General features: G+C 63.5%; 12 protein-coding genes. 8 read left to right on the top strand and 4 right to left on the bottom strand.

All coding sequences use genetic code 11. The features are described 5' to 3' along the window. Window positions 1-93: 93 nt before the first annotated feature. Window positions 94-2,352 carry a penicillin-binding protein 1A gene (locus tag JQ609_RS17295; protein ID WP_212274335.1) on the bottom strand — a complete coding sequence of 753 codons (2,259 nt, stop codon included), beginning with the start codon at window positions 2,350-2,352 and terminating at the stop codon, window positions 94-96. 233 nt (window positions 2,353-2,585) lie between these two features. Between JQ609_RS17295 and JQ609_RS17290 the strand changes: the two genes are divergently transcribed. Continuing rightward, window positions 2,586-3,008, top strand: a complete 423-nt coding sequence (locus tag JQ609_RS17290; RefSeq protein ID WP_212207123.1) for a DUF1330 domain-containing protein — start codon at window positions 2,586-2,588, stop codon at window positions 3,006-3,008. A gap of 206 nt (window positions 3,009-3,214) precedes the next feature. Here the strand turns inward: JQ609_RS17290 and JQ609_RS17285 are convergent, their stop codons facing one another. Together JQ609_RS17285 and JQ609_RS17280 are read right to left on the bottom strand one after the other, a co-directional pair. After that, entirely contained in the window at window positions 3,215-4,441 is a 1,227-nt protein-coding gene (locus tag JQ609_RS17285) for an ABC transporter substrate-binding protein (protein ID WP_212207124.1), read from the bottom strand. Between the two features lie 289 nt (window positions 4,442-4,730). Beyond that, window positions 4,731-5,093, bottom strand: coding sequence for a DUF1304 domain-containing protein (locus JQ609_RS17280; protein WP_212274295.1), 363 nt, complete (start codon window positions 5,091-5,093; stop codon window positions 4,731-4,733). A 169-nt stretch (window positions 5,094-5,262) separates the two neighbouring features. On the opposite strand from JQ609_RS17280, the gene JQ609_RS17275 reads away from it, so the two are divergent. The 4 genes from JQ609_RS17275 to JQ609_RS17255 all read left to right on the top strand — a co-directional run bounded on the left by JQ609_RS17275 (window position 5,263) and on the right by JQ609_RS17255 (window position 8,394). Further along, a complete protein-coding gene (locus tag JQ609_RS17275; protein WP_249128104.1) occupies window positions 5,263-5,742 on the top strand; it encodes a PaaI family thioesterase in 480 nt (159 codons plus the stop codon). Between the two features lie 58 nt (window positions 5,743-5,800). Beyond that, complete coding sequence (locus tag JQ609_RS35095) at window positions 5,801-7,300, top strand: DNA-3-methyladenine glycosylase 2 family protein (protein WP_249128100.1); 1,500 nt, start codon at window positions 5,801-5,803, stop codon at window positions 7,298-7,300. After that, entirely contained in the window at window positions 7,281-7,808 is a 528-nt protein-coding gene (locus JQ609_RS17260) for a methylated-DNA--[protein]-cysteine S-methyltransferase (protein ID WP_212207126.1), read from the top strand. The genes JQ609_RS35095 and JQ609_RS17260 overlap by 20 nt, the downstream gene beginning before the upstream one ends. 181 nt (window positions 7,809-7,989) lie before the next feature. Then, window positions 7,990-8,394, top strand: a complete 405-nt coding sequence (locus JQ609_RS17255) for a nuclear transport factor 2 family protein (RefSeq protein WP_211995512.1) — start codon at window positions 7,990-7,992, stop codon at window positions 8,392-8,394. A gap of 15 nt (window positions 8,395-8,409) precedes the next feature. Here JQ609_RS17255 and JQ609_RS17250 read toward each other — a convergent pair whose 3' ends face one another. Continuing rightward, the gene (locus JQ609_RS17250; protein ID WP_212274294.1) at window positions 8,410-11,205 is read right to left on the bottom strand and encodes a [protein-PII] uridylyltransferase; all 2,796 of its coding nucleotides are present in this window, start codon (window positions 11,203-11,205) and stop codon (window positions 8,410-8,412) included. 197 nt (window positions 11,206-11,402) lie between these two features. Between JQ609_RS17250 and JQ609_RS17245 the strand changes: the two genes are divergently transcribed. The 3 genes from JQ609_RS17245 (at window position 11,403) to JQ609_RS17235 (ending at window position 14,207) form a co-directional block, all read left to right on the top strand. Next, complete coding sequence (locus tag JQ609_RS17245) at window positions 11,403-12,377, top strand: aliphatic sulfonate ABC transporter substrate-binding protein (protein ID WP_212274293.1); 975 nt, start codon at window positions 11,403-11,405, stop codon at window positions 12,375-12,377. 187 nt (window positions 12,378-12,564) lie between these two features. Next, entirely contained in the window at window positions 12,565-13,422 is an 858-nt protein-coding gene (locus JQ609_RS17240; RefSeq protein WP_212274292.1) for an ABC transporter permease, read from the top strand. Beyond that, the gene (locus JQ609_RS17235; protein WP_212207130.1) at window positions 13,422-14,207 is read left to right on the top strand and encodes an ABC transporter ATP-binding protein; all 786 of its coding nucleotides are present in this window, start codon (window positions 13,422-13,424) and stop codon (window positions 14,205-14,207) included. Before JQ609_RS17240 ends, JQ609_RS17235 begins: the two co-directional genes overlap by 1 nt. The last annotated feature ends 28 nt before the right edge of the window (window positions 14,208-14,235 follow it).

The following is a 14,235-nucleotide window of genomic DNA, read 5'->3' as shown; positions in this document are numbered from 1 at the left end:
AAAGCTACGCGATTCAGGACTGAGCAAAAACAAGCACGTGCTTACCGTGCATGGGGTTGTTTCCGCAGTTTTTGTTCTTGAGCCGCCGCGCGTCTAGCGATTCCCGCCGAACACGCGGTCCATGAGCCATCCATCCAGTCCAGCGGCCGCCTCAGGGCGTGCCGATGGATTCGGCGGCGGCGCCGACGTGCGCGTCGGTGGCTGGCGATAGCCGCCGCCCGAGGGGTTCGGTGCAAGCGGCACCGGCGCTTGCGCCGATGGCTGATACGATGGCTGCGGCGGCGCGCTGACCTGCGAGGCGGGGAACAGATTTGACAGCAGGCCGCCGCCGCCGGCCTGTGATTTCGGCAGGTTCGCAACCGGCACGCCCTGATGGGCCGATCGCATGAAGCGGGTCCAGACCTCGACCGGCAAGCCGCCGCCGGTGGCCTTCTTGGTCGGCGAATTGTCGTCATTGCCGAGCCAGACGCCGGTGACGAGGTTTGCGGTATAGCCGATGAACCAGGCGTCGCGGAAATCCTGACTGGTGCCGGTCTTGCCGGCGGCCATCCATCCCGGAAGCTCCGCCTTGCGCGCGGTGCCCGACAGCAGCGTCTCCTGCATCATGGTGTTCATCATCGCGACGTGCCGCGGCTCGATCACCTGGCTCAGCTGATCCGGCTGCCGCTTGTACAGCACCTTGCCTTCATTGGTGCGGATCTTGGTCACGACATGCGGGGAAACGCCGAGCCCGCCATTGGAAAATGGCGCAAAGGCGCCGACCAGCTCGAGCACGGAGACTTCCGAGGTGCCGAGCGCGATCGAGGCGTTGGCGTCCAGCTTTGAGGAAATGCCGAGCCGATGCGCGGTCCGCACCACGCTCTTAGGCCCGACTTCGATGCCGAGGCGCACCGCCACCGTGTTGAGCGACATCGAAAGCGCCTGGGTCAGCGTCACCGACCCGAAATATTCATGGGTGTAGTTCTCAGGCCGCCAGCCTTTGATATCGATCGGCGAATCCTGCCGGATCGTTTCAGGCGTCAATCCCGCTTCGATCGCGGTGAGATAGACGAACGGCTTGAAGGCCGAGCCGGGCTGGCGCTTGGCGGTAACCGCGCGGTTATATTGGCTCTCGGCATAGTTCCTCCCCCCGACCATGGCGCGCACCGCGCCGTCAGGCGTCATCGCCACCAGCGCGCCCTGGGTGACGTTGAACTTGACGCTCTTCGCGGCGAGTTCGTCGATGATGGAGGCTTCCGCCACGCTCTGAAGTTTGGGGTCGATCGTGGTCTCGACCACGATGCTCTGTTCGATCTGGCCGATCAGATCGTCAAGCACTTCGCCGATCCAGTCGGCGACGTAATTGACTGTGCCGGCACCGACCGGTTTCACATTGTAGGAGGGATGGCCGATCGAGGCCTGCGCCTGCGCATCGGTGATGAACTTGGCATCGGCCATCGCCGCGAGCACGATCTGGGCGCGCTGCTCCGCGCCTTCCGGATTGCGGTTCGGCGCCAGCCGCGACGGCGACTTGACGAGGCCCGCCAGCATCGCGGCTTCCGCGATCGTGACGTTCTTGGCGGACTTGCCGAAATAGCGCTGCGCCGCGGCCTCGACGCCATAGGCGCCGGAGCCGAAATAGACGCGGTTGAGATAGAGTTCGAGGATTTCCGATTTGGAATGCTTGCGTTCCAGCCAGATCGCGAGTTCGACTTCCTGCAGCTTGCGCGTGATGGTGCGTTCCTGGGTCAGGAACAGGTTCTTCGCGAGCTGCTGGGTCAGTGTCGAGCCGCCCTGCGAGACGCCGCGATGCATGACGTTGGCGACCGCCGCCCGCGCGATGCCGATCGGATCGACGCCGTAATGCGAATAGAAGCGACGGTCCTCGATCGCGATGAAGGCTTTCGGCAGGTAGGGCGGCAAGTCCTTCAGCGAGACATTGGCGCCGGCCATTTCGCCGCGGGAGGCCAGCACGCTGCCGTCGACGCCGACGATCTGAATGGTCGGCGGACGTTTCGGGATCGCCAGCGACTGGATAGCGGGCAGATGCGCGCCGACCCAGATCACGACGCCGACGACCGCGATCGCGGCCCACAGACCGAGCACCGCGCCCCAATAGAACAACCGTCCGATCCGGAATCCGCCACGCGATTTCGACTGGCGCTTGGCGCCGCTACGGCCTGCGCGTGGCTTGCGCTCGCGCGGCGGCTCGTCGTCTTCGTTTTCGGGTTTGCGCTTGGCTGATGATTTCTTCGGCTTGTCGTCGCTTACAGTGACGCGGTCCTGCGGCGACAGCCGCAATTCGCTCAGCGCGGCGGCGAGCCCAAATTGCGGTTCCTTGCGGCCGCCGCTCTTTTTCCGTCCCCACGCCATACGCAAACGCTGCTCACATCCCGCCCGCCGCAAGCTAACGTCCGCAGTTTAAGGGTCGGTTACGGAGAGGTTAACGCGGGATTAGGAGGTGCGGCGGCGCGTGGTAACATAGCGTTTTCAAGCGAAGTGGATCCCGGTTCGCATAGCAATCAAGTTTACGCAGATTGCGTATACTTATCTGCGGTAGAAAACGCGTCAAAAAAAGAGAGCAGAATCAGCAGGGAGACCCCGCCATGGGCCACATCGATCCGACCAAGGAAGTGTTCGCGCAATTTCGGGCCAACGACCGGCCGGGGCCGATCCACATGCTCAATCTGGTTCGCCTGCGGGAACAAGCTGCCTATCCCGACGGGCGCAAGGCGTCAGGCGCGGAAGCCTATGCGGCGTATGGACGGGAAAGCGGGCCAGTGTTCGAACGGCTCGGCGGGCGGATCGTCTGGCAGGGGCGGTTCGAACTGATGCTGATCGGGCCGGCGGAAGAGCGCTGGGATCATTGCTTCATCGCCGAATATCCAAGTGTCGCCGCCTTCGCCGAGATGATCCGCGACCCCGTTTATCGGGAAGCGGTGAAACATCGCCAAGCCGCGGTCGAGGATTCGCGGCTGATCCGGCACGCCGTGTTGCCGGTTGGCAAGACGTTTGGGGAGATCCCGTAGCTGGGGCGCCGTTTGCACCACTTGTCATGCGCGGGCAGAAGCGCGAAGCGCGTCTTCGCGCTAGACGACCCGCGCATCCATCAAGCGAAGCTTCAAATGAAGAACGATGGATTGCCGGGTCGAGCCCGGCAATGACGACTGCCCTTAAAAAAACAAATCGGCGGCCCCGAGGGACCGCCGATCGTTCGTATCGATGAAAGTTGAGGCTAGCCCGCCGGGCCGGCGTCCTCGAGGATCGGGCCGAACAGTTCCCAACGCTCGCCGTTGAACTTCATCATCTGCAGCTGCTTGTTGACGCGGTAATCGTTGGGGCCGGTGTTGATCTTCATGCCCGGCAGGGCGAGGTCGAGCACGACGTCCTTCAACGAGGCCGCCTGCTTCATCACGTTTTCACGCGTCAGGTTGTCGCCGCACTGTTTGAGCACCTGCACGAGCAGCTGTGCGGTCGAATAGCCATAGGTATTGACCGTGTTCATCTTGTCGCCTTCCGGGAAGTACTTCGCCATGAAGTCGAGATACTTCTGCAGGCCCGGATCGCCCTTCCAGGTCGGATCGGCCGGATCCTTGCCGTACTGAACGCTGATCACGCCCTTCGACGCTTCGAGGCCCGCCGGCTGCAGCGTGGCGCTGACCGGACTGGCGTTGATGTCGAGGATGTGCACCGGCTTCCAGGCGAGTTCGTGGATCTTCCGGATCGCCTGCGCCGCCTGCTTCGGCGTCGTGGCACTGTAGAACAGGGTCGCGCCGGCGTCCTTGATCTTCAGCACTTGCGAATCGATGGTCGGGTCGGAAACTTCATAGGAAGCCTCGGCCACAATCATCTTTGCCGCTTTGTCGCCAAGACCGGCCTTCAGGCCGTTGACATAGTCCTTACCCAGATCGTCGTTCTGGTAGAGGATGCCGATCTTGGCATCCGGATGTTCCTTCAGAATGTACGTGCCGTAGATGCGACCCTCGACGAAGTAGTTCGGGTTGTAGCCCATGGTCCAGGGGAAGTTCTTGGGATCGGTGAACTTCGACGCGCCGGTGGCGGCGAACAGCTGCGGCACCTTCTTGCCGTTGAGATACTTTTGCACGGCGGCGTTCGCCGCGGTTCCGATGACCTGGAAAGTGAGGAGGACTTCATCGCTCTCGACGAGCTTGCGGATCTGCTCGACCGTCTTCGGCGGGCTGTAGGCGTCGTCATACTGGATCAGGTTGACCTTGCGGCCGTTGATGCCGCCCTGGTCGTTGATCATCTTCATGTAGGCGGCCTGCGTCTTGCCGATATTGGCATAGACGGAATAGGCGCCCGAGAACGGCACGGTCTGGCCGATCTTGATTTCGGTGTCGGTCGCGCCGGTATCGTATTTCTTCTGCGCGTAGGCCGACGAAGCCGACAGGGCGATCGCGAGCGCCGTGCCGGTGACCAAATGGAAAATACCATTCTTCATATTGTTCGTTTCCTCATGTGTTGATTGAGCCGATGATCTTGTCTTGGGACTTAATATGACCCGATGGACGCCATCGCTGGTTGCAATAGTGGCGGAACGGATGCTGCAATGCAAGGCGAGCTTGCGAAAAGGTCGACTATCGCAAGTCCCGGTCAATCGAGATTAAACCGAAGGCAGCCACGCGGACTGCACAAAACGAATCCACAAGTCTTGGTCGCGTTCCGGAATGAGACGATGCGGGCAATTGGAACCCGCACGGGATACCGAAGACACCGCCGGCAAATGCACTTTACGCCAACCAGAGCAGGATCAATGCGAGCGCCGCGGGCGCCGCCTGTACATACAAGATCCGGCGGCTGACGGTCGCGGCGCCGTAGGCACCGGCCACGATCACACAGAGCAGGAAGAATGCCTTGATCTGGAACGCGAAGCCCGGGTTTGGATGGATCAGGCCCCAGACGAGGCCGGCGGCGAGGAAGCCGTTATAAAGGCCCTGATTGGCGGCCAGCACCGCTGTCTCTTTCGCCTTCTCAGGCGTATTGCGGAAAGTTTTCAGGCCGAGCGGCTTTTCCCAAAGAAACATCTCCAACGCCAGAAAGTACACATGCAGCGCGGCGACCACCGCGACCAGACAATTGGCGATAAGCATCATGTGGCGGCCCCCCCAAACCGACAGCGGAATTCGGGTGGACGCTAGCACGCTCAGCGTGAAAAGTGCTGCGGCGTGCCGATATTTTGCAGAAAATGATGAGGTCCGAAAACCGCGAGACAGGCGGGGCGCGATATCAGATGCTTCGATCGAGCGACAGCGCGGAGAATCAATGGGAATGCGTACCGACAGAACATACGGCACCGTCAGTGTCGTCAGGCGCAAGGAAATGAGTGGCCTGGAATTTGTCCAGGGGCTCGCCGATGGCACGCTGCCCCTCAACACGATCGCGCGCACACTGGGCTACGATGTCACCGAAGCCGCGAGCGGGCGCGTGGTCATCACCGCCGAACCGAGTGACGACCACCTCAACCCGGCCGGCACCGTGCATGGCGGCTTCTCGGCCACGCTGCTCGACAGCTGCATGGGGCTGGCCATTCAGTCGACCCTGGAGAAAGGTCTGGGCTCGACGACGCTGGAGTTCAAGATTTCGATGGTGCGACCGATTACGTCCGGGACCGGCACGATCAGGGCCGAGGGCATCGTGCTCAGCAGCGGCCGGCGGGTCGGCACCGCGGAAGGACGCATCACGGATAGCAAGGGACGTTTGCTCGCGCACGGCACCACGACTTGCCTGATTTTCGAGAACTGAGCGGGTATCCGCGCGCAAAGCGCGGGACATGCCCTGCACGATATTGGATGATTTCCTGATGGATATGGACCGTACCGCTTGCTACCGCGCGATTTCGACCCGGGATATCAGGTTCGACGGGCGGCTCTTTGTCGGCGTCAAAACCACCGGCATCTATTGCCGGCCGATCTGTCCGGCGCGCACCCCGAAATTCGAGAACGTGTCGTTCTATGCTTCGGCGGCCGCAGCCCAGGAGGCCGGCTTCCGTCCCTGCCTGCGCTGCCGGCCGGAAGTGTCGCCTGACCTCGCGTTCTGGCGCGGCAGCTCCAACACGGTTTCGCGCGCGCTGGCATTGATCGAATCCGGCGGGCTCGATGACGATGATGTCGAGAGCCTGGCCAGCCGGCTCGGCGTCGGCGGGCGGCAATTGCGGCGGCTGTTCCGTCAGCATGTCGGCGCTTCGCCGATCGCGGTGGCCCAAACCCGACGGGTGCTGCTTGCCAAGCAGTTGATCCACGAAACGTCGCTGCCGATGGCCGAGGTCGCCCTGGCGTCCGGCTTCAACAGCGTGCGCCGCTTCAACGAAACCTTCCTGGCGCTGTTCGGGCGTCCGCCGGCCGCGTTGCGGCGTTCCCGCGACAAGGCCAGGCGTGAAGCCGGCGCGCTGTCGGTTCGTCTTCCGTATCGCCCGCCCTATGATTGGGACGCGATGCTGTCGTTCCTGGCCGACCGCGCCATTCCCGGTGTCGAGCTCGTTGCCGGCGATAGCTATCGCCGCACGATTGCGATCGGCGGCAAGTGCGGCGTGATCAGCGTCGTGCCCGCGCCGAAGAACCGGATCGACGTCCGCGTTCGCTTTCCCGACATGGCGGTCTTGCCGCAGATCATTGCGCGGGTGCGCCGGGTGTTCGATCTCGCCGCCGATCCCGATACGATCGGAGCGCATCTCGCGCTCGATCCCGTGCTGGCGCCGCTGGTCGCGGCCCGGCCAGGCTTGCGCGTCCCCGGGGCGTGGGACGGCTTTGAGCTCGCGGTGCGGGCGATCTTCGGCCAGCAGATCACGGTTCCTGCCGCGACCAAACTGCTCGGCGAACTGGTGCAGGCCTTTGGCGAGCCGCTGCCGCCTGCGATGACGGAGAGCGAGGGTCTCAGCCATCTGTTTCCTTTTGCGGCGCGGATTGCGAGTTCCGATCTGACAACGCTCGGGATATCAGGTGCGCGGGCGATGGCGGTGACCTCGCTGGCGCAGGCGATCTCGGCCGATCCCGCGATCTTCAGCCGCAGCGCCAGCCTTGAGGATGCGATCGTGAAACTGAGGGCGCTGCCGGGAATCGGCGAATGGACCGCGCAATACATCGCCATGCGCGAACTGCGCGAACCCGATGCGTTCCCCGCCGCCGACATCGGTTTACTCCGCGCGATGACCGACAGTGAAGGGCGCCGCCCGTCGCCTGCGGAATTGCTTGTTCGCAGCGAGCGCTGGCGGCCGTGGCGCGCTTATGCGGCGTTGCATCTGTGGGCCGCGGGCGTACCGCATCCCGCCTTGTCCGGAAAAATCGATGAGCGCGAAGCCGCCTGAAACCTTCCATCTCGACCGGCTCCAAACGCCAATCGGAACCGCGTTGCTGGTAACCGATGCCGGCGGTCTGCTGCGTGCGCTGGATTGGGAAGAGCACGGGCCGCGCATGAAGGAGTTGCTGCGGCTGCAATATGGTCCGGTCGATCTGAAAGAGGCGCAGTCACCGAAAGAGTTGAAGACGGCGCTGACGGCGTATTTCAAAGGCGATCTCGATCGCCTCAACGCAATCAAGTGGCGCGTCGCGGGTACGCCGTTCCAGCAAAAGGTCTGGACCGCATTGCCGAAAATACCGGCGGGTACAACGATGAGCTACGGCGCACTGGCAGCGATGCTGAACGCGCCAAAGGCCATGCGTGCGGTCGGTCATGCCAACGGCTCCAATCCGATCAGCGTCGTCGTGCCCTGTCATCGCCTGATCGGCGCCAACGGTGCGCTGGTCAAGTATGGCGGTGGGCTTGAGCGGAAGCGGTGGTTGCTGGAGCATGAGGGGGTAATGCTGAAAAAGTGAGAACGTAGGGTGGGCAAAGGCGCTCTTGCGCCGTTCCCACCATCTTGCGTTGTCGTCGTGAATGGTGGGCACGCTTCGCTTTGCCCACCCGATCAGCCCTCACATGTCACGTCCGTAAACCGCCAGACAGATTCATGCACGGCCCCTAGCGTCTCCCACATTCCAACCACGGAGACGACCAATGACGGACGCAGAAATTCAGGAATTTGTGACGCGATTTGCCGCCGCCTGGGCGGCGCGGGACGGAAAAGCCTTTCTCGATCTCTGGCACCCCGAAGGCTCACTGCATACGCCGCTGGTGGGCCGGCGCGTGGCGGGCAACGAACTCGACCGGCTGATGGAAGTGCAGACGGCGGCGGCGCCGGATTTCGTCTGGCAATTGCTGGACTGGACCTCGCGCGGCGACGTAGTGATCATCGAATGGCAGACCACGCGGAACGTCAACGGCGTAAGGTTCGAATGGCGCGGCGTCGACAAGTTCCGGATCAAGAATGGCAAGATCATCGAGGAGCGGGTCTATACCGACACCGCGCCGCTGCGCGCGTTCCGCAAGGGCGAGAAGCTGGAGCCGATCACGCAGTTCTGAGAGAAGAGCGACGGATTACGCCGCCGGCTGGGCGGCGTTGTCCTCGCTTGCGAGCAGGTGCAGCAGTGCGCTCTTGATCGCGGCCTGCCGAGTCGGCGCGGTGATCTGCGCACCGAGCAGATCGGTGACGTAGAACACGTCGCGGGCGCGCTCGCCGAAGGTCGCGACATGGGCGGAGGCGATGTTGAGGTTGAGCTTCGAGATCGCCGTCGTCAGCTGGTACAGCAGGCCCGGGCGGTCGAGGCCGGACACCTCGATCACGGTGTAGCGGTCCGACCACTGGTTGTTGATGGTCACCTCAGGCTCGACCACGAAGGGCCGCACCTTGCCGCGCGCGGCCGCCTTGCGCGCCACCACTTCGGGCAGGCGCAATTTGCCCTCCAGCACCTGCTCGATCATCTCGCCGATTCGCGTGGCGCGGCGTCCCTCGTCTTCGTCGCGGTCGTATTCCCTCGATATCGCGATGGTGTCGAGCGCGCGGCCGTCGGTGGTGGTGTAGATCTGTGCGTCGACGATGTTGGCGCCCGCCGACGCGCAGGCGCCGGCGATGATCGACAGCAGCCAGGGATGGTCGGTTGCCAGGATCGTCAGCTCGGTGACGCCGCGCGCTTCGTCGAAGCCGACATTGATCGCAAGCTTGTGGCCGGCCTGTTCGCTGGCTCGCAGGAAACGCGCGTGGCGAATCTTGCGCGGCAGTTCGACCTTGAGCCAGTACGCCGGATAATGCCGCGCGATATAGGCGTTGAGCTCCTGCTCCGGCCATTCGGTAAAGGCGGCGCGGAATTCGGATTGCGCCACCGCGATACGCTGGGCGCGATTCACTTCCGAGAAGCCGCCGGTCAGCACCGGCTCGGTTTCGTAATACAGCGTGCGCAACAATTGCGCCTTCCAGCCGTTCCAGACACCGGGACCGACGCCACGGATGTCGGCGGTGGTCAGAATCGTCAAGAGCTTCATCTGCTCGACCGATTGCACCACGGCGGCGAAATTCTCGATCGTCTTGCGGTCCGACAGGTCGCGCGACTGCGCCACCGTCGACATGGTCAGATGCTCTTCGATCAGCCAAGCCACCGTCTCGGTATCGGCGGCGTTGAAACCGAGCCGCGGGCACAGCCGCCGCGCCACCTTGGCGCCGGCGATCGAATGGTCCTCGGGCCGCCCCTTGGCGATGTCGTGCAGCAGCGTGGTGATGTAGATCACCGCGCGGTGCTCGGGGCGAATTTTTCGCATCAGGTCGCTGGCGACGGTGAACTCGTCGTTGCCGCCGCGCTCGATGTCCTGCAGGAAGCCGACGCAGCGGATCAGATGCTCGTCCACCGTGTAATGGTGGTACATGTTGAACTGCATCATCGAGACGATCTTGCCGAAGGCGCGGATGAAGTGACCGAGCACGCCGGTCTCGTTCATGCGCCGCAGCACGGTCTCGGCGTTGTCGGACGTCAGGATCTCCATGAACAGAAGATTGGCTTCTGGATTTTCCCTTAAGCCGGTGTTGATCAGCTTCAGCGAGCGCGTCACCGTGCGCATGGCGTCGGGATGGAAGGCGAGGTTGTTCTTCTGTGCGAGGTGGAAGATCCGGATCAGATTGACCGGATCGTGCTTGAAGACGTCGGGCGCGGCGAGATTGATGCGGTTGTTGTCGATGATGAAATCGTCAGAGTCGGGCACTCGGCGGCGCTTGATGCCGGGCCGGAACCGCGCCACGACGCGGCTCAGCACCGGCGCCGGCTTGGCCTGCTCGTCCTCCAGCTTGGCGCACAGGATCGCGGTGAGGTCGCCGACGTCTTTGGCGACCAGGAAGTAGTGCTTCATGAAGCGCTCGACATCCTGCATGCCGGGATGCGAGGTATAGCCGAGGCGGACCGCGATCTCGCGCTGCATGTCGAACGACAGCCGCTCTTCGGCGCGGCCGGAGACGAAATGCAAATTGCAGCGCACCGACCACAGGAAGTCGGCGCAGCGGCGGAAGGTGCGGTATTCCTGCGCGTCGAACACGCCGCGCTCGACCAGTTCATCGGTCTCGCGCACGCGATAGACATATTTCGCGATCCAGAACAGCGTGTGGAGGTCGCGGAGGCCACCCTTGCCGTCCTTGACGTTGGGTTCGACCAGATAGCGCGACTGACCGCCGCGGCGATGGCGTTCCTCGCGCTCGGCGAGCTTGGCGGTGACGAACTCCGCGGCGGTGCCCTGCACGACGTTCTTGTCGAAGCGCGCGACCAGTTCGTCGTAGAGCGGCCGGTCGCCGGTCAGGAACCGGGTCTCGAGGATGGCGGTGCGGATCGTCATGTCGCCGCGCGCCTGCCGGACCGATTCATCGACCGAACGCGTGGCGTGGCCGACCTTCAGCCCCATGTCCCACAGGCAATAGAGAATGGCCTCGGCGACCTGCTCGCCCCAGGCGGTTTGCTTGTAGGGCAGGATGAACAGCAGATCGATGTCGGATTCCGGCGCCATCAGGCCGCGGCCGTAACCGCCGGTGGCGACGACAGACATGCGCTCTTCGCCCGATCGGACATGCGAGCGATAGAGGTGCCGCGTGGCGGCGGAATAGAGAATGCGGATGATTTCGTCCTGCACGAAGCACAGCCGCTCGGCGCAGCGGCGGCCGTGACGGTCCTTCAGCAACACCGCTTGCGCGGTTTTTCGCGCCGCGATCAACTCGGCCTTCAGCAGTTGCGCCATCGCCGAGCGGAACACGTCCTCGCGGCCGGCATTTTTTTCGGCGAGCGCATCGATCGCGGCGGTGATCCGCGCGGTATCAAAACGGTCATCCGCCACCGGGCGGTCCTCGGTCACAACGCTGTCCATGATCTATCCCGATATCGGACGGCGCAGACGCTGTCACGGATGATTGTGAGGCAACAGTAGTTCTATGCTGGATTCGCGTTGCTTTGGACAAACCTGTTCTCAGGGCGCAGCTTTCGCGGCAGCTATTTTCTGGTTGACCTTGCGGTTTAACTCATTGAAATAAAAGACAGTTTTTGGGGATATGAGGAGACCAGGGAATGTCCAGGATTTCACGACGCGCGTTTGCTGCTGTTATTGCAGCCTCGACCTTGCTTCCCGGTGCGGCCTTCGCCGCCGACCCGCTCAAGGAAATTCGCATCGACTGGGCGACCTACAACCCGGTGTCGATGATCCTCAAGCAGAAGGGCCTGCTGGAAAAGGAATTCGCCAAGGACGGCGTCAACGTCGTCTGGGTGCAGTCGGCCGGTTCCAACAAGGCGCTCGAATTTCTCAACGCCGGATCGATCGACTTCGGATCGAGCGCGGGCTCGGCCGCTTTGGTCGCCAAGATCAACGGTAATCCGATCAAGTCGATCTATGTCTATTCGCGCCCCGAATGGACCGCGCTGGTGACCGGCAAGGACTCCAAGATTGCCAGCATCGCCGATCTGAAGGGCAAGCGCGTCGCGGTGACGCGCGGCACCGATCCGCACATCTTCCTGGTGCGCGCGCTGCTCGGCGCCGGCCTCTCCGAAAAGGACATCACCCCGGTGCTGCTGCAGCACGCCGACGGCAAGACCGCGCTGATCCGCGGCGACGTCGACGCCTGGGCGGGCCTCGATCCGATGATGGCGCAGGCCGAAGTCGAGGAGGGCGCCAAGTTGTTCTTCCGCAAGCCCGACGCCAACACATGGGGTATTCTCAATGTACGCGAGCAGTTCCTGAAGGATCATCCGGACGCGGTTCGCCGCGTGCTCGCGGTATATGAAGAGGCGCGCAAGTATTCGCTGGCCAATTACGACGACCTGAAGAAGACCTTTATCGGCATCACCAAGCTGCCGGATGCGGTCGTCGACAAGCAGCTCAAGGAGCGCACCGAACTGACCCACAGCCGGATCGGCGCACCGCAGCGCGAATCCATCCTCGCCGCCGGCCTCGCTTTGCAGCAGGCCGGTGTCGTCGCCGCCACGGTCGACGTCAAGGCGACGCTGGATGCCCTGATCGATGATCGGATCCCGCTGCCGACGAATTGATAATTGTCGTCCCGGCGAAGGCCGGGACCCATACGCCGCGGCGATAATTGTTGCACCCGGTTGGTCGCCGCCTTTGTCCCTTTCTTGAGCCGGTGGTTATGGGTCCCGGCCTTCGTCGGGACGACGCAAGGATGGTGACACGTCGCCATCCGCCACCTTGCAATCCCTCGAAAGACGCGTTCTTGCTATGGCCATGACCGTTGAACTGCCAGCGCTGGAACGGACCGATGCGACGACGCCGGAGACGAAGGCGTCGTCGGCGCGGCTGCGGCGCTATGCGGGGCCGGCGCTGGGGCTGCTGCTGCCGGTGGGACTCGCGCTGGCCTGGGAAATCGCGGTCTGGGCGGGCCTCTCGAACGGCCGGCTGGTGCCGCCGCCGACCAAAATCTTCGCCACCATGGTGGAACTCGCCAAGAGCGGCGAGCTGTCGCGCCATATCATCGCGACGCTGAGCCGCGTCGCCTCGGGTTTTGTCATCGGTGTCGTCGCCGGCACGTTGTTCGGGGCGATCTCCGGCTATTGGGGGCTGGCGCGGCGGCTGCTCGATCCGACCGTGCAGGCGCTGCGTGCGATCCCATCGATCGCCTGGGTGCCGCTGTTCATCCTGTGGCTCGGCATTTTTGAAACCTCGAAGGTTGCGCTGATCGCGGTCGGCGTGTTTTTCCCGGTCTATCTCGGCGTGATGGGCGCGATCCTCTCGGTCGATCGCAAGATCGTCGAGGTCGGCCGCACCTTCCGCCTCAGTGGCCCGGCGATGATCCGCCGCATCCTGTTGCCCGCGGTGCTGCCGGCCTATGTGGTGGCGCTGCGCGTCGGCCTTGGCCTCGGCTGGATGTTCGTGGTCGCCGCCGAATTCATGGGCGCCTCCGAAGGACTCGGCTATCTCCTGATCGACGGCCAGCAGCTCGGCAAGCCGGCGCAGATCGTCGCGGCGATCGTGATCTTCGCCATAGTGGGCAAGACCACCGACTGGCTGATCGAGATCGCCACCGCGCCGCTGCTACGCTGGCAGGACGCATTCGGCGGCAAAAGCGGAGCGGCCTGATGCTCGCTCTCGATCGCGTTGGCAAGACCTATCCGAACGGCGTCCACGCGCTGGAGCGGTTTTCCGCCAACATCAAGCTCGGCGAGATCGTCGCCATCATCGGCGGCTCCGGTTGCGGCAAGTCGACCTTGCTGCGCGCCATCGCCGGCCTCGACCGCGCCACCACAGGCACGGTGACCCTGGACGACATTGCAATTACTGCTCCGCACGCAAAAATCGGCATCATCTTCCAGGAGCCGCGGCTGCTGCCGTGGCTGAGCGTCGCCGACAATATCGGCTTCGGCCTTTCTGAGTTGTCCGCCGCCGCGCGACGCGAAAAGGTCGCGCGTGCATTGGATCGGGTTGGCCTTGCGGACAAGGCCAACGCCTGGCCGCGCGAATTGTCCGGCGGGCAGGCGCAGCGGGTCGCGATCGCGCGCGCGCTGGTGCCGCAGCCGGAAGTGCTGCTGCTGGACGAGCCGTTTTCGGCGCTCGATGCCTTCACGCGGCGCGACCTGCAGGACCATCTGCTCGACCTCTGGAACGACACGCGGCCAACGCTCATGCTGGTGACGCATGACGTCGATGAGGCCGTGGTGCTGGCGGATCGCGTGCTTGTGATGCGGCCGCGGCCGGGGCGGCTGTTCGAGGAGATCAAGGTCAATCTGGCGCGGCCGCGGGACCGCAATTCGCCGCACTTCGACAATTTCAAGCGCCGCGTGCTGACCGCGCTGGATCGCTCGCTCGACCGCAACGTGCCTGACGCCGATGCCAAATCGACCACCGGCGAGGCGATGTGGTGGTGACATTGGGTGGTGACTTGGGCTCCATAAG

The sequence above is a fragment of the Bradyrhizobium sp. AUGA SZCCT0169 genome (genome assembly GCF_018130085.1).
Classification (GTDB): Bacteria; Pseudomonadota; Alphaproteobacteria; order Rhizobiales; family Xanthobacteraceae; genus Bradyrhizobium.
The sequence above is the reverse complement of the archived record's forward strand: the minus strand, read 5'-3'. Positions and strand labels throughout refer to the sequence as shown.

Coding starts and splice junctions, on each gene's coding strand:
- JQ609_RS17275 (WP_249128104.1), top strand. CDS start 5,263: ATGGGAATGCGTACCGACAGAACATACGGCACCGTCAGTGTCGTCAGG.
- JQ609_RS17235 (WP_212207130.1), top strand. CDS start 13,422: ATGCTCGCTCTCGATCGCGTTGGCAAGACCTATCCGAACGGCGTCCAC.
- JQ609_RS17260 (WP_212207126.1), top strand. CDS start 7,281: ATGAGCGCGAAGCCGCCTGAAACCTTCCATCTCGACCGGCTCCAAACG.
- JQ609_RS35095 (WP_249128100.1), top strand. CDS start 5,801: ATGGATATGGACCGTACCGCTTGCTACCGCGCGATTTCGACCCGGGAT.
- JQ609_RS17295 (WP_212274335.1), bottom strand. CDS start 2,352: ATGGCGTGGGGACGGAAAAAGAGCGGCGGCCGCAAGGAACCGCAATTT.
- JQ609_RS17250 (WP_212274294.1), bottom strand. CDS start 11,205: ATGGACAGCGTTGTGACCGAGGACCGCCCGGTGGCGGATGACCGTTTT.
- JQ609_RS17240 (WP_212274292.1), top strand. CDS start 12,565: ATGGCCATGACCGTTGAACTGCCAGCGCTGGAACGGACCGATGCGACG.
- JQ609_RS17285 (WP_212207124.1), bottom strand. CDS start 4,441: ATGAAGAATGGTATTTTCCATTTGGTCACCGGCACGGCGCTCGCGATC.
- JQ609_RS17245 (WP_212274293.1), top strand. CDS start 11,403: ATGTCCAGGATTTCACGACGCGCGTTTGCTGCTGTTATTGCAGCCTCG.
- JQ609_RS17280 (WP_212274295.1), bottom strand. CDS start 5,093: ATGATGCTTATCGCCAATTGTCTGGTCGCGGTGGTCGCCGCGCTGCAT.
- JQ609_RS17255 (WP_211995512.1), top strand. CDS start 7,990: ATGACGGACGCAGAAATTCAGGAATTTGTGACGCGATTTGCCGCCGCC.
- JQ609_RS17290 (WP_212207123.1), top strand. CDS start 2,586: ATGGGCCACATCGATCCGACCAAGGAAGTGTTCGCGCAATTTCGGGCC.